The organism is Rhizobacter sp. P1_G5 (assembly GCF_056405435.1).
Genome location: NZ_JBFUCB010000075.1, coordinates 1 through 15,926, shown reverse-complemented (window position 1 = coordinate 15,926; position 15,926 = coordinate 1). Strand labels below are relative to the sequence as shown.

The window sequence follows — 15,926 nt, the reverse complement described above, 5'->3', positions numbered from 1 at the left end:
GGCGTGCTCGAGCAGGGCACGGTCGACCTGATGGACCAGCTCGGCATCGGCCAGCGCATGCATGCGCAGGGGCTGGTGCACGGCGGCTTCGCCCTCGGCTTTCGCAACACCCGCCAGCGCATCGACCTGCACCGGCTGACGCACGGCCGGCAGGTGATGGTCTACGGCCAGACCGAGCTGACGCGCGACCTGATGGATGCCCGCAGCGCCTGCGGCGCCGTCACCGAGTACGAGGCCGAGGACGTTGCGTTGCACGACTTCGACGGTGCGGCGCCGCGCGTCACCTGGCGCCGGCAAGGCGTCACGCACGAGCTGCAGTGCGATTTCATCGCCGGCTGCGACGGCTTCCACGGCGTGAGCCGCGCGAGCGTGCCGCCGGCCGCGCTGAAGGTGTTCGAGCGCAGCTACCCGTTCGGCTGGCTCGGCGTGCTGTCGGACACGCCACCGGTCTCGCACGAGCTGATCTACTCGAACCACGAGCGCGGCTTCGCGCTGTGCAGCATGCGATCGCTGACGCGCAGCCGCTACTACATCCAGTGCCCGGCGGACGACTCGGTCGCGCGCTGGAGCGACCAGGCGTTCTGGGACGAGCTGCGGCGCCGGCTCGACCCGGAATCGGCCGAGCGCATGGTCACCGGAGCGTCGATCGAGAAGAGCATCGCGCCGCTGCGCAGCTTCGTCGCCGAGCCGATGCGCTTCGGCCGGCTGTTCCTCGCCGGCGATGCGGCGCACATCGTGCCGCCGACCGGCGCGAAGGGCCTGAACCTCGCGGCCTCCGACGTGCAGTACCTGTCGCAGGCGCTGATCGAGCACTACCGGCAGCGCAGCGACGCCGGCATCGACCGCTACTCCGAACGCTGCCTGCGCCGCGTCTGGAACGCGGTGCGCTTCTCGTGGTGGTTCACGTCGCTGATGCACCGTTTCCCGGACGGCGGCGAGTTCGGCCAGAAGGTGCAGGAGGCCGAGATCGGCTACCTGCTGCACTCCGAGGCGGCGGCCACGGTGCTGGCCGAGAACTACGTCGGCCTGCCGCTCGAGCACTGAGCGGCGCGTCAGCGCACCGGGATGTGGATGTCGGTGATCAATTGCTCGGCCGGCACCTGGCTGGGGTCGTTCACGTAGTCCTCGAACGGCGCGGCGTCGCGCAGCTCGATGCCGGACGACGGCACCCAGTCGCGGTAGATCGCGCKCCAGGTCTGCCACAGCGTGTCGTACGGGCCGGTGTGGCGGAACACCGCCCAGCGGCCGGCGGGGATCGCCTGGCAGTCGATGCGGTCGACGGCCGAGAGATCGGGCACCGGGCCGCTGAACGCGACGGCCGCGATGAAGCGCGCCTCGGGGTCGTCGAAGCCCTTGATCTCGTCGGGACAGATCGCGAGGCACGCGGTCTGCCGCTCGCCGAGGCCGAGCGCCTGCACAGCGGGCAGCAGGCGGCCGAAGGCGCGTTGCGCGGCGGCACTCATGTCGTTGTCGATCGCGCCGCGTTCGGTGGCRCACAGCACCTGGCGTTCAGGCAGGTCGCGGAAGCTCGGTTCAAGCATGGTCTTTCTCCTGAGGGGACGGGGGGACGCCACCACCGGCAGCACCAGGCGCGGGTCCACCAGCGCCTGGCGCACCGCGCTCGGCGACAGCCCGCACTCGCGCCGCAGCGCGCGGGCGAAGCTGGTGCCGCCATCGAAGCCGCAATCGAGCGCGATCTTCCCGACCGGCGCGCTGCCGCCGCGCAGCGCCTCGACGGCGGCCGCGAGACGCATGCGCAGCACGTACTGCGCCGGCGTCATGCCGGTCATCGCGGAGAACACGCGGTGGAAGTGGAAGCGCGACATCGCGGCGATGTCGGCCAGCGTGCTCCCCTCCAGATCGGAGGACAGCTGCGCATGCACATGGGCGACGACGCGGTTGATGCGGCGGCGGTAGGAGAGCTCGGACTGGTGGCGCATGGACGAAGGTGATGGGCCGCGCCACTGTAGGGCGCAGGCCGCCGCCGCGCGCCACCGGGATTGCTCAGTTCAGCGCTGCGACACCGCGAGCCAGCGCTCGAGCTGCTGCGGCTCGGCAAGCAGCGCCGCGCTGTCGCTGCGGTGCACGATGCTGCCGCGGTCCAGCACCACCGCATGCTGCGTGATCGGCAGGATCATCCGCGGGTTCTGCTCGACGATGATGGCCGACAGCCCCTCGTCGCGCACCACGCGCGCGATCGAGCGCAGCAGCTCCTCCACGATGATCGGCGCCAGGCCCTCCAGCGGCTCGTCGAGCAGCAGCAGCTTCGGGTTCAGCACCAGCGCGCGCGCCACCGCCAGCATCTGCTGCTCCCCGCCGGACAGCTGGTGGCCCAGGTTGCCGCGCCGCTCCGCGAGCCGCGGGAACATCTCATAGGCGCGCGCGACGGTCCACGCCCCCGGGCGCGCGACCGCCGTCAGGTTCTCGTCGACCGTCAGCGACTTGAAGATGTTGCGCTCCTGCGGCACCCAGCCGATGCCGGCCGCGGCGCGCCGGTACGGGGCCGTCGCGCTGATGTCCTGCCCGGCCAGCACGATGCGGCCGGCATGGCGGCGCGTCACGCCGACCAGCGTATTCAGCAGCGTCGTCTTGCCGGTGCCGTTGCGGCCCAGCAGCGCGAGCGACTGCCCGGCCGCCAGTTCCAGGTCGACGCCCTGCACCACCACGGCCTCGCCGTAGCCGGAGCTCAGGCCCTCCACGCGCAGCAGCGGCTCAGCCATGGGCGACCTCCCCCTGGCCGAGGTACACCGCCTTCACGCGCGGGTCGTTCGCGATCGCCTGCACGTCGCCCTCGGCGAACAGCGCGCCGTTGACCAGCACCGACACGCGGCGCGCGAAGTTGAAGACCAGGTCCATGTCGTGCTCGATCAGCAGGATCGACACGTCGGCCGGCAGCGCGTTGATGGTGTCGAAGATCTCCTGCCGCTCGCCCTCGGGCACGCCGGCCACCGGCTCGTCGAGCAGCAGCACGCGCGGCCGGCACGCGAGCGCGGTCGCGATTTCCAGCAGCCGGCGCTTGCCGTAGGGCAGCACTGCCACCTTGCGGTCCATCACGTCGTCGAGGCGGAACTGCTTCAGCAGCGTCTCGCAGGCCTCGGCCACGCCATCGGCCCGGCCGAGCGGCTGCCACCAGCGCGAAGCGGCCCCGCGCTCGGCCGTCACCGCGAGCGCCAGCGACTGCAGCGGCGTCAGCTCGCTCCACAGCTGGTTGATCTGGAAGGTGCGCACCAGCCCGCGCTTCACGCGCTGGTGCGGCGCGAGGCGGGTGATGTCCTGGCCGTCGAGCAGGATCGTGCCGGCGCTCGGCGCGAGCACGCCGGTCAGCAGGTTGATCAGCGTCGTCTTGCCGGCACCGTTCGGGCCGATCAGCGCGTGGCGCGCGCCGGTCTCGATCGTCAGCGACACGTCCTGCGTCGCAGCGATGCCGCCGAAGCGCTTGACGAGGCCGCGGGTTTCCAGCGCGATGGTCATGGCTTGCGGCCCCACCAGGTCCACGGGCGGATGAAGCGGTCGCGGCCCACGAGCATCAGCACCACGAGGAACAGCCCGAGCCAGAACAGCCAGTACTGCGGCGTCCAGGCCGACACCAGGTCGTGCAGCAGCTTGAACGCGATCGCGCCGAACAGCCCGCCGTACAGGTAGCCGGTGCCGCCGATCACGAGCACCAGCAGCACGTCGGCGCTGCGGTGGAAATCCAGCACGTCGAGCGACGCGAAGCCGCTGGTCTGCGCGAGCAGCGCGCCCGCCGCGCCGGCGAGCCCGGCCGCGAGGGTGTACACCGCCGCGAGCCGCGCCGGCACCGACAGCCCGACGCTGGTGGCGCGCAGCCGGTTGTCGCGCAAGGCCTTCAGCGAGACGCCGAACGGCGAGTGCACGACGCGCCGCGCGAACAGCAGCGCGAGCACCAGCACCGCGAGGCTGTAGGCGTACGCGGTGCGGCCGTACAGGTCGAACTCGAATCGCCCGAGCAACGGCCCCATCACGACGCCCTGCAGCCCGTCGGTGCCGCCGGTCAGCCAGTCCAGCTTGTTCGCCAGCTCGTAGAGCACCGACGCGACGCCGAGCGTCACCATCAGCCGCGTCAGGTCGGAGCCGCGCAGGATCAGCAGGCTGCCGAGCGCGCCGAGCAGCGCCGACGCCGCGATCGCCACCGCCAGCCCGACCAGCGGATCGGGCATCACGTGCTTCGCGAACAGCGCCGCCACATAGGCACCGAAGCCGAAGAACGCCGCATGGCCGAGCGACACGATGCCGGCGTAGCCCAGCACCAGGTCGAGCGACATCGCGAACAGCCCGAGGATCGCGATCTCGTTGAGCAGCAGCGCATGCTCGCCGGCGAACACGCAGGAGCCGAGCGCGACCAGCCCGAGCGCGAACTCCCACCAGCGCCAGGCCGAAGCGGCGGACAGCGAATCCCGGACGCTCATCGGCTGGCACTCCGCCCGAACAACCCCTGCGGGCGCAGCGTCAGGATCACGATCATCAGCGTGTAGACGATGAAGGCGCCGAGCTTGGGCACGTAGTACTTGCCGAACACGTCGGCGATGCCGAGCAGCAGCGCGGCCAGCAACGGACCGGTGATGGTGGTGGTGCCGCCGACCGAGACGACGATCAGGAAATAGATCATGAACTTGAGCGGGAAGCTCGGATCCAGCCCGAACACCTCGGCACCGAGCGCACCGCCCAGGCCGGCCAGCCCCGAGCCGACCGCGAAGGTCAGCAGGAACACCTGGCTGGTGTTGATGCCCAGGCCCTGCGCGACGCGCGGGTCGTCGACCGCGGCGCGCAGCCGGCTGCCGAAGCGGGTGCGCGTCAGCACCGCCTGCAGCGCGATCGTCAGCAGCGCGCACAGCACGATGATGAACAGCCGGTACTTGCCGATGCCGACCGCGGCGAAGTCGAAGCGGCCCTGCAGCCACGGCGGCACCTGGATCATCTGCTGCTGCGAGCCGATCAGCCAGTCGACCGCCGTCACCGCCATGAACACCAGGCCGATCGARAACAGCACCTGGTCSAGGTGCGGCTTCGCGTACATCGGCCGGTACAGCGTGCGTTCGAGCAGCGCGCCGGCCAGCGCGGTGAGGATGAAGGCGGCCGGCAGCGTCGCGAGGAAGGGCACGCCGAGCCGGTTCATCAGCAGCACGGTGAYGTAGCCGCCGGCCATCGCGAAMGCRCCATGCGCSAGGTTGAYGAAATTCATCAACCCGAGCGTGACCGCCAGCCCGACGGCCAGCACGAACAGCAGCATGCCGTAGGCGATGCCGTCGAACAGCAGCGTCAGCATGCCTACTTCGTCTTGCCCGGGTCCTTCACGGCCTTCTGCACGTCGAACTCCTCGTTGAAGAGCTGGCCGTTCACGCGCGCGACGCGGCGGATGTAGACGTCCTGCACGATGTCGCGCGTCTGCGCGTCAATCAGCACCGGGCCGCGCGGGCTCTCGAACACCTGGCCCTTCATTGCGGCCAGCAGCGCATCGCCGCCGCCCGCACCCTTGGTGGCCTCGAGCGCCTTCGTGATCACGCGCATGCCGTCGTAGCCGGCCACCGCCATGAAGTTCGGGCGGAACTTGTTGGCCGCCTGGAAGGCCTCGACGAACTTCTTGTTGACCGCCGACGGGTGCGAGGCCGAGTAGTGGTGCGAGCTGACGATGTTCAGCGCGACGTCGCCCATGTCGTTGAGCTGGTCGTCATCGGTCACGTCGCCGGTGCAGATCAGGCGGATGCCCGACTTGTCGAGCCCGCGCTCGGCGAACTGCTTCATGAAGGCCGCGCCCTGGCCGGACGGCAGGAACACGAACACCGCATCGGGGCTCAGGTCGCGCACCTTCTGCAGGAAGGGCGCGAAATCGGGGTTGCGCAGCGGCGAGCGGATCTCGCCGATGACCTCGCCGCCGTTCAGCTTGAAGCGGTCCTTGAAGGTCTTCTCGGCGTCGATGCCGGGCGCGTAGTCGGCCACCAGCGTCACCGCGCGCTTGATCTGGTTCTTGCCCGCCCACTCGGCAATGCCCAGCGTCACCTGCGGCAGCGTGAAGCTGGTGCGCACGATGTAGGGCGACTGCTCGGTGACGATCGACGTGGCCGCGGCGGTCACGACCATCGGCGTCTTGCTCTGCGTCGCGATCGGCGCGGTCGCGAGGGCCAGCGGCGTCAGCCCGAAGCCGGCCAGCACGTCGACCTTGTCGCTGACCACCAGCTCCWGCGCGATGCGGCGCGTCGCGTCGGCCACGCCGGCATCGTCCTTGATGATCAGCTCGATCTTGCGGCCGGCGACCGTCGCGCCGTTCTGCGCCAGGTAGAGCTTCGCGGCCGCTTCGATCTGCCGGCCGGTCGACGCCGATTGCCCGGTCATCGGGAGGATGAAGCCGATCTTGAACGGCTTGGCCTGCGCGAAGGCGGTCGATTGGAAAGCCAGGGGCAGGCTCGAGGCCAGCCCCGCCGCAGCGAGGTGCCGCAGGGCGGTGCGCTTGTGCATGCGTTTGTCTCCGTTGGGAAGGCGGTGGATGATGCAGCGAATCCGGGGCCGGATGCTAGCATCCTGGTTCGCATACAGCACCCGTGTTCTATATAAGAACATTGCAGCAGAAACGGGGGCATCGCGCATCGCGGTGAACCCTCACAGGAGACCTTCATGACCTCGCGTTCCGCCGCTCCTTTTCGTGCCGACCACGTCGGCAGTTTCCTGCGCCCGAAGTACCTCCTCGAAGCCCGTGAGCGCTTCCGGTTGAAGGAGATCAGCGCGGCCGAACTGCGCGCGGTGGAGGACCGGGCGATCACCGAGATCGTGCGCTTCCAGGAAGACGTGGGCCTGCAGAGCATCACCGACGGCGAGTTCCGGCGCACCTACTTCCACATCGATTTCCTGGAACAGCTGGGCGGCGTGAAGACCGACATCCCGGTGCTGGTGAAGAAGCCCGACGGCAGCGAGGAGCTCGCCCCGCCGRTGATGCGCGTGATCGACAAGGTTCGCCACGTGAAGGACATCCAGCGCGCCGACTTCGAGTACCTGAAGTCGCAGACGCGGCGCACGCCGAAGGTGACGATCCCGTCGCCGACGATGCTGCACTTCCGCGGCGGGCGCGCCGGCATCAGCCGCGAGCACTACCCGGACCTGGAGCCGTTCTACCAGGACGTGGCGAACGCTTACGGCGACGAACTGCGCTCGCTGGCCGCGGCCGGCGCGACCTATGTGCAGATGGACGACACCAACCTCGCCTACCTGTGCGACGACAAGATGCGCGAGGCGGCCCGCCAGCGCGGCGACGACCCCGACGAGCTGCCGCACCGCTACGCCGGTTTCATCAACCGCGTGGTGGCGCAGAAGCCGGCCGGCATGACGCTCGCAGTGCACCTGTGCCGCGGCAATTTCAAGAGCACCTGGGCGGCGCAGGGCGGCTACGAGCCGGTGGCGCAGGCGCTGCTGTCGGAGATGGACGTCGATGCGTACTTTCTCGAGTACGACGACGCGCGCAGCGGCGATTTCAGGCCGCTGCGCTTCCTGCCGAAGGGCAAGACGGTGGTGCTGGGCCTGGTCACGACCAAGCTCGGCGAGCTGGAGTCGAAAGACGACCTGAAGCGCCGCATCGACGAGGCCGCGAAGTACGTGCCGCTGGAGCAGCTGTGCCTGTCGCCGCAGTGCGGCTTCAGCAGCACGGTGCACGGCAACGACATCGCGGTGGAGGCGCAGCGGGCGAAGCTCAGGCTCGTCGTCGAGACCGCGCAGGAGGTGTGGGGCTGAGCCCTAGCGCTTGCGCGCGAGAGTGAGCCCGTCGCCGATCGGCAGCATCGACACATCCACCCGCTCGTCGCGATGCAGCTTCTCGTTGAGCGCCTGCAGCGCCGCAGTGTCGGTGCCGGCCGCGGCCGGGTGCGCGACCTCGCCGCTCCACAGCACGTTGTCGATCGCGATCAGCCCGCCCGGGCGCAGCAGCTGCAGGCAGCGCTCGACATACGCGTCATAGCCGCGCTTGTCGGCATCGATGAACGCGAAGTCGTAGTGCCCGGCCTCGCCCGCCGCGAGGCGTGCATCGAGCGTCAGCAACGCCGGCGCGATCTGCAGGTCGATCTTGTGCGCGACGCCCGCCTGCTGCCAGAACGGCCGGCCGACGCGGGTGTAGTCGTCGTTGATATCGCAGGCGAGCAGCCGGCCGTCATCGGGCAGCGCGAGCGCCACCGTCAGCGCGCTGTAGCCGGTGAACACGCCGACCTCGATCGTGCGGCGCGCGCCGATCAATCGCACCAGCAGCGACATGAACTGCCCCTGCTCGGGCGAGATCTGCATGCCCGCATGCGGATGCCGCCGCGTTGCCTCGCGCAGCGCCGCCTGCGCCGGGTGCTCGCGCACCGAGTGGGCGATGAGGTAGTCGAGCAGGTGGTCGTCGAGCGGCAAGGTTCTGTTGGACATGGTGGCTCCCTTCAGTCGCCGAGGTTCTCGTGGTGCGCGATGACACCGCGCTTCCAGTACGCGGCCGCGCGGATCGCGTGGCGGTCGTGGCCCTTCTCGTCGACCAGCACGCGGCGCAGCGCCGCCATCACCGCGGCCTCGCCGGCGCACCAGGCGTAGCCGTCGCCGGGCGGCAGCGTGAGCGCCCGGGCCGCGGCGAGCAGCGCATCGTCGCTGTCGACATGCTGCACCTGCAGCGCGGCGGCACTCGCCAGCGGCCGGCGGTCGGCCGCATCGAGCTGCAGCAGCACGATCGCGCGCGTGCCGGCCGGCAGCTCCTCGAGCCGGCGCTCGATCGCCGGCAGCGCGCTCGCGTCACCGATCAGCAGGTGCCAGTCGTAGTCGAGCGGGATGATGAACGAGCCGCGCGGGCCGGCCACGGTCAGCGCGTCGCCGGGCTGCGCACGCGCCGCCCAGTCGGACGCCGGGCCGTCGTCGTGCAGCGCGAAATCCAGCGTCAGCTCGCCCGCCGCGGCATCGTGGCGGCGCGGCGTGTMGTCGCGGCGCACCGGCTCGGCCGCACCGGTGTCGATGAAGAGCTTCACATGGTCGTCGAACGATGCGCTGACGAAACCCGCCATCGGCTCGCCGGCCACCACGATGCGCCGGAAGCCGGGGCTGGTGGCCTCGACGCGCACGACGCGCAGCTCGCGCCGCCTGATCTCATGCTGGACGCGCTGCACGCGCCGGGTGGATGTTTCTGCCGTCATGGGCCCGCTTTCGAAATGGTTGACAATATCCCCCATCATGGGCAAACAAGATGACAATGTCAACCATCAGGGCAAAGCAGCGCCCCGTGTGGAAGACGACGTGCTGGAGCTGATCCACACGGTGATGCACCAGTACCGCGGGCAGCAGTACCAGGTGCTGCGCGACGGGCCGCACGACATCACGCACATGGAGAGCAAGGTGCTCGGCTACTTCGGCCGCCACCCCGGCGCGACGCAGAGCGAGCTGTCGCAGCACAGCGGGCGCGACAAGGCACAGCTCGCACGGCTGATCAAGGGCCTGCGCGAGCGCGGCCTGCTCGACGCGCAGGCCGACGAGGCGGATCGGCGCAGCGTCGCGCTGTCGCTGACGCCCGACGGCCAGGCGGTGCTGCGCACGCTGCAGCAGCAGGCGCGCAAGCTGAATGCACGGGCCGTGTCGGGGTTCAGCGCGACCGAGCAGCGGCAGCTGCTGGCGCTGCTGCAGCGGGTGACGGACAACCTCGACGCGCCGGACTGACCCCGACACGGTATCGCTGTGCGCACCCGGCGGTGGCAAGCCGCGGCACTCGCTGCACCTGCCAGCGCCGGACGGCTCGGTGCATCGCTACCATCGCGCCACATCCCGGAGGAGCCATGGACCTGCACGACGAACCACCCGCGCTCTCGCAGCGCCTGCCGCAAGGCATTGCGGTGCTGGCCGCCGCGCTCGGCGGGCTGGGCCTGATCTTCTGGATCGCCGCCAACTGGGACACGCTGGGCCGCACCGGCCGCTTCGCGTTGCTGCAAGGCAGCGTCGTGGTGATGTGCGCCGGCGCGCTGTGGCGGCCCGCCTTGCGCGCGCCGCTCGGGCTGCTGGCGCTGCTCGGGATCGGCGGCCTGTTCGCCTTCTTCGGCCAGACCTACCAGACCGGCGCCGACGCCTGGCAGCTGTTCGCGCTGTGGGCCGCGCTCGCGCTGCCGCTGTGCCTGGGCGCGCGCAGCGACGTGCTGTGGGCCCCGTTCGCGCTGGTTGCGATGAGCGGCATCTCGCTGTGGATCGTCGCGCACACCGGTCACCGCTGGCGCATCGAGCCGCAGGACCTGCCGGCCCACCTGATCGGCTGGAGCGCGGCGATCGCGCTGGTGGCCGCGCTGCATCCGGCGTGGCAGCGCCTCACCGGTGGCGGCCTGTGGGGCGAGCGCACCGCGGTGACGCTGGCCGTCGTGATGGTCTGCGTGAGCGGCGCCAGCGCGGTGTTCGGTGACCGCAGCGGCGCGCACTACGCGCTGGCGCTGGCGGTGCTGGGCATCGCCGCGGTGGTGCTGGCCAATCGGCACCTGTTCGACATCTACGGGCTCAGCGCCGTGGCCCTCGGGCTGAACGCGCTGCTCGTCGCCGGGCTCACGCACTTGCTGTTCGATCGCCACAGCGGTGGCGACGAGATCGGCCGGCTGCTGCTGCTGGGCCTGTCCGCCGCCGGCCTGCTGGCCGCCAGCGTCTCGGGCGTGATGCACCTCGCACGCCGCCACGCACGCACCGGAGCCACCGCATGAGCGATTCCCTGATGGCGCCCACCGAGAACCGGCCGTGGCCGGTCGTGCTGCTGACCGGCCTCGGCGCCTGGCTGGCAGCGGTCCCGCTGATCATCTTCGTCGGCATGCTGTTCGGCGACTTCGTCACGCGCGGCGCCGGGCCCTACGTGGTCGGGCTGCTGGTGCTGGCCGGCTCGCTGGTGGTGCTGCATGCGCGGCAGGTGCCGTTGTTCGTCGAGCAGCTCGCGGTGCCGGGGCTGATCGTCGGCGGCGGCGCGCTCGCCTTCGGGCTGTTCCGCGACCTGCCGGATGCCCTCGCCTTCGCGACGCTCGGCACGGTGGCGCTCGCCGTCGCGGTGCTGGTGCGGGCCGATTGGCTGCGCGCGCTGCTCGGTGCACTGGCGGCGGTGATGCTGGCGCTCGCACTGGCGATCGACCCGTGGCGCGGCTCGCACGCCACGCGCCTCGGCGTGTTCTGGCTCGCATGGCACGGCTGCGCCGCGGCCTGGGTGGCTGCGCATGTGCTGGTGCGCCGCATCGCACCGGTGCACGCCGCCGTCGTCGAGCCGCTCAGTGCCGGCTGGCTGCTCGCGACGCTGTGYGGCCTCGCGTGGTGGGCCGGCATGACCTTCCTGGTCGGCGCGAACCTGACCGGCTTCGCAGGCGATGTGGCTCGCAGCGTCGATGACGGCCACCGCTGGATCGGCTCGCTGCAGCAGGCCGCGTCGCTGGCGCTGGCCGTCGCGGGTGCGCTGTGGGCCGCGCATCGCTGGCCGGGACTGCGGCAGCCGTGGCTGGCCGGCGTGGCCGCGGTGCTCGCGCTGCTGGCCTGGCTGATGCCCACGCTCGGCGCGGTGCTGCTGGCGCTCGCGCTGAGCGCGACCACGCGGCGCTGGCGCCTGGCCGCCGCGGCCGGCGTGGCCGCGGCCTGGATCATCGGCGCGTTCTATTACCAACTGGCCTGGCCGCTCGCGCACAAGGCCTTGCTGATGGTGGCGGCCGGCGCGGTGCTCGCGTTGCTGGCGCGCTGGGGCAGGCCGCGGCGCGAGCCGAGCGGGATTGCAGCACGTGCCGCAGCCCCCACCGGGCCGCAGCGCTGGGGCATCGCCGTCTGCGCCGCTGCCGTGCTGGGGGTCGCGAACCTCGCCATCTGGCAGAAGGAATCGCTGATCGCGCACGGCCAGCCGGTGTTCATCGAGCTCGCGCCGGCCGATCCGCGCTCGCTGATGCAAGGCGACTTCATGCGGCTGAACTTCCGCCTGCCGGCCGCGCTGGAGCAGGGCCTCGACGACGACCTGCTGCGCGCACAGCGACCGCATGCGGTCGCGCGGCGCGACGGGCGTGGCGTGCTGGTGCTGCTGCGGCTCGACAACGGCACGCCGCTCGCGGCCGACGAACTGCGCATCGAGCTGACACCGAAGGACGGCCGCTGGATCCTCGTCACCGATGCCTGGTTCTTCCGCGAAGGCGAGGCACAGCGCTGGTCGGGGGCGCGCTTCGGCGAGTTCCGCGTCGACGACAGCGGGCGGGCCTYGCTGGTCGGGCTGCGCGGGCCGGAGTTGCAGCCGCTCTAGCCGGCGCCGGCCGCGACGCGCATCAGCAGCCGGATCAGCGTCCCACGCTCGCGCGCCGACAGCACCGCCAACGCGTCGTCCTCCATCGTCGCGGCGATCTTCTCGGCGCGCGCCGTCAGCTTGCGCCCGGCCGGCGTCAGCTCGATGCGCTGCGAGCGCCGGTCGTCGCTGCAGCGCACCCGCTGCACCCAGCCGCGTTCGACCATGCGGTCCAGCGTCACCGCCATGTTCGGTGCCGACACGTCGAGCGCCTGGCCGAGCTGCTTCTGGTTCACGCGCTCGTTGGCCGCCACCAGCACCAGGATCGAGAACTCCACCGCCTTCAGCTCCAGCGGCCCGAGGTGGCGCACGAACGAGCGCTTCAGCTGCACCGAGGCCCGCGTCGCCGCATAGCCGACCAGGTGCTCCAGCCGCGAGGTGTCGAGCGCCTCCACCATCAGCGGGGTCCGCTGGAGCGCGCCGCGCCGAGGTAGGTGTCGATCACGCGCGGGTCCTGCGCCAGCTCGCCGGCCGGGCCTTGCAGCACGATCTCGCCCATCTCCAGCACGTAGGCATGGTCGGCCACCTCCAGCGCGGCGCGCGCGTTCTGCTCGACCAGCAGGATCGTCACGCCGGTCGCGCGCAGCGCGGCAATGGTGCGGAAGATCTCTCGCACCACCAGCGGCGCGAGGCCGAGGCTCGGCTCGTCGAGCATCAGCAGCGAGGGCTCGCCCATCAGCGCGCGGCCCACCGCCAGCATCTGCCGCTCGCCGCCCGACAGCGTGCCGGCCAACTGGCCGCGCCGCTCCTGCAGGCGCGGGAACAGCGCGAACACCCGCTCCATCGCGTCGCGTGCGGCTTGCGGCCCACGCTGCCGCAGGCGCCACGCGCCGAGTCGCAGGTTGTCCTCGACCGGCATGCTGCCGAACAGCGCGCGGGTCTCGGGCACGAGGGCGATGCCGCGGTCGACGCGTGCTTCGAGTGGCAGCGCGTCGATCGCATTGCCCTGACATTGGATGGACCCGCGCGACGGCAGCACGCCCATCAGCGCATTCAACAGCGTCGATTTGCCGGCGCCGTTCGGGCCGATCACGGTGACGACGCTGCCCGCTGCGGCCTGCAGCCGGATGCCACGCAGCACTTCGGCGCGGCCGTAGCCGGCGTGCAGGTCGATAACGTCGAGCATTGGAGCCGCCATCGTTCAGTGCTCCGTGCCCAGGTAGGCCGCGCGCACCGCCTCGCTCGCCTGCACCTCGGCCGGCGTGCCCTGCATCAGCCGCGTGCCGAACTCCATCACGACGATGCGGTCGCTCACGTCCATGACCAGGTCCATGTCGTGCTCGACCARCAGGATCGACAGCCCCTCGGCGCGCAGCTGCCGCAGCACCTCGGCCAGCGCCCGCTTCTCCTGGTGGCGCAAGCCGGCGGCCGGCTCGTCCAGCAGCAGCAGCGACGGATCGGCGCTCAGCGCGCGCGCGATCTCCATCAGCCGCTGCGGCCCGAGTGCCAGGTTGCCAGCCAGTTCGTCGGCGCGGTCGGCCATGCCGATGCGTTGCAGCTGGCGCTCGGCCTCGCGCAGCAGCCGGCGCTCCTCGTCGCGGTCCAGCCGCAGCATCGCCGCCAGCATGCCGCGCCGTCCGCGCCGGTGGGCACCGAGCGCGACGTTCTCCAGCACCGTCATCTCCGGCACCATCTTCACGTGCTGGAAGGTGCGTGACACGCCGCGCCGTGCAATGCCACGCGACGGCAGCCCGTCGATGYGCTCGCCGCGCAGCCGCACCTCGCCGCGCGTCAGCGGCAGCACGCCGCTCACCAGGTTGAAGGTGGTCGACTTGCCGGCGCCGTTCGGCCCGATCAGCCCGACGATCTCGCCGGCCCGCACCTGGAAGCTCACGTCGTTCACCGCGACCAGCCCGCCGAACTCCTTGCGCACCGACTGCACGTCAAGCACCAGCTCGCCGTGCGGCGGCCGCGCCGCTTCGGGCAGCGGCTGCGCATCGGCCCAGTCGCGCTGGCGCACGCGCCGCGGCAGCCGTGCGACGACCGCGGCCCACAGCCCGTCGCGCGCGTACTGCAGCACCCCCACCAGCAGCACGCCGAACACGATCACCTCGTAGCTGCCGCTGCCACCGAGCAGCCGCGGCAGCAGCACCTGCAGCTGGTCCTCCAGCAGCTTGACGACGGCCGCGCCGGCGAGTGCGCCCCACACGTGGCCGACGCCGCCGATCACCGCCATGAAGAGGTATTCGATGCCCATCTTCAGGCCGAACGGCGACGGATTGACGCTGCGCTGGAAGTGCGCGAACAACCAGCCCGACAGGCTCGCCAGCAGCGCCGCGAGCACGAACACCGCGACCTTCGCGCGGAAGGTATCGATGCCCATCGCCTCGGGCATCGTGCTGCCGCCCTTCAGCGCCCGCAGCGCGCGGCCGCTGCGCGAATCGAGCAGCTGCGTGGCCGCCAGCGCCGCCAGCAGCACCAGCGCCCACAGCAGGTAGAAGAAGCTGCGGCCGGTGTTCAGCGGCAGGCCGAAGAACCCGATCGGCACGATGCCGAGCAAGCCGTCGTAGCGGCCCAGCGCCTCCAGGTTGCCGAACAGGTAGTACAGGCTCAGGCACCAGGCGATGGTCGCGAGCGGCAGGTAGTGGCCCGACATGCGCAGCGTGATCCAGCCGAGCAGCAGCGCGGCGAGCGCCGTCAGCGCGAGCCCGCCGAACACCGCGAGCCACGGCGACCAGCCGAGAGTCAACGTGAGCCATGCACTGCTGTACGCGCCGAGGCCGACGAATGCCGCCTGGCCGAACGAGGTCAGTCCGGCGATGCCGGTCAGCAGCACGAGGCCGATCACGACCAGCGCGTACAGCCCGATGTAGTTCAGCTGCGTGATCCAGAACTCCGGCACCGGCAACTGCGGCAGCAGCGCCAGCACAGCGGCGAACGCAACGAGGAACCAGCTTCTACTCGTCATCGGATTCGCCGTGCGTGAAGCTGCGCCACAGCAGCACCGGCAGGATCATCGTGAAGACGATCACCTCCTTGTAGGCGCTGGCCCAGAACGAGCCGAACGATTCGAGCCAGCCGACGAACAGCGCGCCGGCCGCCGCGCCCGGGTAGCTCGCGAGCCCGCCGAAGATCGCCGMGACGAAGCCCTTCAGGCCGATCAGGAAACCGGTGTCGTAGAACATCGTCGTGGTCGGGCCGATCAGCAGGCCCGACAGCGCACCGATGAAGGCCGCGAGTCCCATGCTCCAGCGGCCGGCGCCGTCGGTCGAGATGCCCATCAGCCGCGCGCCGAGCCGGTTCACTGCTGTCGCACGCAAGGCCTTGCCCTGCAGCGTGCGCCCGAAGAACAGCCACAGCCCGACGATCAGCGCGGCCGAGACGAAGAAGATGATCAGCGCCTGCCCCGACAGCATCAGCGGCCCGGCGCGAAAGCGCTCGTCCCAGAAGCTCGGGTTGCGAAAGCCCTCGGCGCCGAAAAACAGCAGGCCCAGGCCGGTCAGCGCGAAATGCACGCCGACCGAGACGATCAGCAGCACCAGCACCGACGCGTCGGCCAGCGGCCGGTACGCGAGCCGGTAGACCAGGGGCCCGAGCGGCGTGACGATCGCGAGCGTCAGCAGGCTTTGCAGCAGCAGCGGCAGCTGGCGCGGCGCGGCCCACAGCGCGAGCAGCGTCACCGCCGCCGGCACGGCCAGCGACCGCCCGGCAT

At 71.0% G+C, this 15,926-nt stretch carries 17 protein-coding genes; 5 read left to right on the top strand and 12 right to left on the bottom strand.

The genetic code is table 11. The features are described 5' to 3' along the window. Positions 1-1,044, top strand: a 1,044-nt coding sequence (pobA, locus tag AC1D12_RS08120; RefSeq protein WP_477839845.1) for a 4-hydroxybenzoate 3-monooxygenase, incomplete at its 5' end; no start/stop codon positions are given. An 8-nt stretch (positions 1,045-1,052) separates the two neighbouring features. Here the strand turns inward: pobA and AC1D12_RS08115 are convergent. The 6 genes from AC1D12_RS08115 to AC1D12_RS08090 all read right to left on the bottom strand — a co-directional run bounded on the left by AC1D12_RS08115 (position 1,053) and on the right by AC1D12_RS08090 (position 6,471). After that, complete coding sequence (locus tag AC1D12_RS08115) at positions 1,053-1,940, bottom strand: AraC family transcriptional regulator (protein WP_477839843.1); 888 nt, start codon at positions 1,938-1,940, stop codon at positions 1,053-1,055. 69 nt (positions 1,941-2,009) lie between these two features. Then, positions 2,010-2,720 (bottom strand): ABC transporter ATP-binding protein, encoded by a 711-nt coding sequence (locus AC1D12_RS08110; protein WP_477826885.1) that lies wholly within the window; start codon positions 2,718-2,720, stop codon positions 2,010-2,012. Next, positions 2,713-3,471 (bottom strand): ABC transporter ATP-binding protein, encoded by a 759-nt coding sequence (locus AC1D12_RS08105; RefSeq protein ID WP_047509102.1) that lies wholly within the window; start codon positions 3,469-3,471, stop codon positions 2,713-2,715. Before AC1D12_RS08105 ends, AC1D12_RS08110 begins: the two co-directional genes overlap by 8 nt. Next, positions 3,468-4,427 carry a branched-chain amino acid ABC transporter permease gene (locus AC1D12_RS08100; protein WP_477826887.1) on the bottom strand — a complete coding sequence of 320 codons (960 nt, stop codon included), beginning with the start codon at positions 4,425-4,427 and terminating at the stop codon, positions 3,468-3,470. Before AC1D12_RS08100 ends, AC1D12_RS08105 begins: the two co-directional genes overlap by 4 nt. Further along, a complete protein-coding gene (locus tag AC1D12_RS08095) occupies positions 4,424-5,284 on the bottom strand; it encodes a branched-chain amino acid ABC transporter permease (protein WP_477839841.1) in 861 nt (286 codons plus the stop codon). The genes AC1D12_RS08100 and AC1D12_RS08095 overlap by 4 nt, the downstream gene beginning before the upstream one ends. 2 nt (positions 5,285-5,286) lie before the next feature. Continuing rightward, positions 5,287-6,471 (bottom strand): ABC transporter substrate-binding protein, encoded by a 1,185-nt coding sequence (locus AC1D12_RS08090; RefSeq protein WP_477839839.1) that lies wholly within the window; start codon positions 6,469-6,471, stop codon positions 5,287-5,289. A gap of 156 nt (positions 6,472-6,627) precedes the next feature. Here AC1D12_RS08090 and AC1D12_RS08085 point away from each other — a divergent pair, with 156 nt between their 5' ends. Then, a complete protein-coding gene (locus tag AC1D12_RS08085; RefSeq protein WP_477839837.1) occupies positions 6,628-7,734 on the top strand; it encodes a 5-methyltetrahydropteroyltriglutamate--homocysteine S-methyltransferase in 1,107 nt (368 codons plus the stop codon). Between the two features lie 3 nt (positions 7,735-7,737). On the opposite strand, the gene AC1D12_RS08080 is transcribed toward AC1D12_RS08085, so the two are convergent. Together AC1D12_RS08080 and AC1D12_RS08075 are read right to left on the bottom strand one after the other, a co-directional pair. Beyond that, positions 7,738-8,400: a class I SAM-dependent methyltransferase gene (locus AC1D12_RS08080; protein WP_477827545.1), complete on the bottom strand. Its 663-nt coding sequence runs from the start codon at positions 8,398-8,400 to the stop codon at positions 7,738-7,740. An 11-nt stretch (positions 8,401-8,411) separates the two neighbouring features. Continuing rightward, a complete protein-coding gene (locus AC1D12_RS08075) occupies positions 8,412-9,149 on the bottom strand; it encodes a siderophore-interacting protein (protein WP_477839835.1) in 738 nt (245 codons plus the stop codon). An 88-nt stretch (positions 9,150-9,237) separates the two neighbouring features. Between AC1D12_RS08075 and AC1D12_RS08070 the strand changes: the two genes are divergently transcribed. The 3 genes from AC1D12_RS08070 to AC1D12_RS08060 all read left to right on the top strand — a co-directional run bounded on the left by AC1D12_RS08070 (position 9,238) and on the right by AC1D12_RS08060 (position 12,235). Further along, positions 9,238-9,666 carry a MarR family winged helix-turn-helix transcriptional regulator gene (locus tag AC1D12_RS08070; protein WP_465110721.1) on the top strand — a complete coding sequence of 143 codons (429 nt, stop codon included), beginning with the start codon at positions 9,238-9,240 and terminating at the stop codon, positions 9,664-9,666. Positions 9,667-9,782: 116 nt separating this feature from the next. Next, entirely contained in the window at positions 9,783-10,682 is a 900-nt protein-coding gene (locus AC1D12_RS08065; RefSeq protein WP_477827547.1) for a DUF2157 domain-containing protein, read from the top strand. Further along, positions 10,679-12,235 carry a GDYXXLXY domain-containing protein gene (locus AC1D12_RS08060; RefSeq protein ID WP_477839833.1) on the top strand — a complete coding sequence of 519 codons (1,557 nt, stop codon included), beginning with the start codon at positions 10,679-10,681 and terminating at the stop codon, positions 12,233-12,235. The genes AC1D12_RS08065 and AC1D12_RS08060 overlap by 4 nt, the downstream gene beginning before the upstream one ends. On the opposite strand, the gene AC1D12_RS08055 is transcribed toward AC1D12_RS08060, so the two are convergent. From AC1D12_RS08055 to AC1D12_RS08040, 4 genes are all read right to left on the bottom strand, one after another. Beyond that, positions 12,232-12,672 carry a MarR family winged helix-turn-helix transcriptional regulator gene (locus tag AC1D12_RS08055; protein ID WP_465110718.1) on the bottom strand — a complete coding sequence of 147 codons (441 nt, stop codon included), beginning with the start codon at positions 12,670-12,672 and terminating at the stop codon, positions 12,232-12,234. The two genes, AC1D12_RS08060 and AC1D12_RS08055, sit on opposite strands and share 4 nt — an antisense overlap. Beyond that, positions 12,672-13,412 (bottom strand): ABC transporter ATP-binding protein, encoded by a 741-nt coding sequence (locus tag AC1D12_RS08050; RefSeq protein ID WP_477825516.1) that lies wholly within the window; start codon positions 13,410-13,412, stop codon positions 12,672-12,674. Before AC1D12_RS08050 ends, AC1D12_RS08055 begins: the two co-directional genes overlap by 1 nt. Before the next feature lie 3 nt (positions 13,413-13,415). Continuing rightward, positions 13,416-15,182 (bottom strand): branched-chain amino acid ABC transporter ATP-binding protein/permease, encoded by a 1,767-nt coding sequence (locus AC1D12_RS08045; RefSeq protein WP_477839831.1) that lies wholly within the window; start codon positions 15,180-15,182, stop codon positions 13,416-13,418. Further along, the coding region (locus AC1D12_RS08040) for a branched-chain amino acid ABC transporter permease (RefSeq protein ID WP_477839829.1) at positions 15,172-15,926 on the bottom strand (755 nt) is incomplete at its 5' end. The genes AC1D12_RS08040 and AC1D12_RS08045, both read right to left, overlap by 11 nt.

Bases quoted from the DNA above. Each gene is read 5' to 3' on its own strand.
- AC1D12_RS08105 (WP_047509102.1), bottom strand. From the start codon at position 3,471: ATGACCATCGCGCTGGAAACCCGCGGCCTCGTCAAGCGCTTCGGCGGC.
- AC1D12_RS08055 (WP_465110718.1), bottom strand. From the start codon at position 12,672: ATGGTGGAGGCGCTCGACACCTCGCGGCTGGAGCACCTGGTCGGCTAT.
- AC1D12_RS08065 (WP_477827547.1), top strand. From the start codon at position 9,783: ATGGACCTGCACGACGAACCACCCGCGCTCTCGCAGCGCCTGCCGCAA.
- AC1D12_RS08110 (WP_477826885.1), bottom strand. From the start codon at position 2,720: ATGGCTGAGCCGCTGCTGCGCGTGGAGGGCCTGAGCTCCGGCTACGGC.
- AC1D12_RS08050 (WP_477825516.1), bottom strand. From the start codon at position 13,412: ATGGCGGCTCCAATGCTCGACGTTATCGACCTGCACGCCGGCTACGGC.
- AC1D12_RS08100 (WP_477826887.1), bottom strand. From the start codon at position 4,427: ATGAGCGTCCGGGATTCGCTGTCCGCCGCTTCGGCCTGGCGCTGGTGG.
- AC1D12_RS08080 (WP_477827545.1), bottom strand. From the start codon at position 8,400: ATGTCCAACAGAACCTTGCCGCTCGACGACCACCTGCTCGACTACCTC.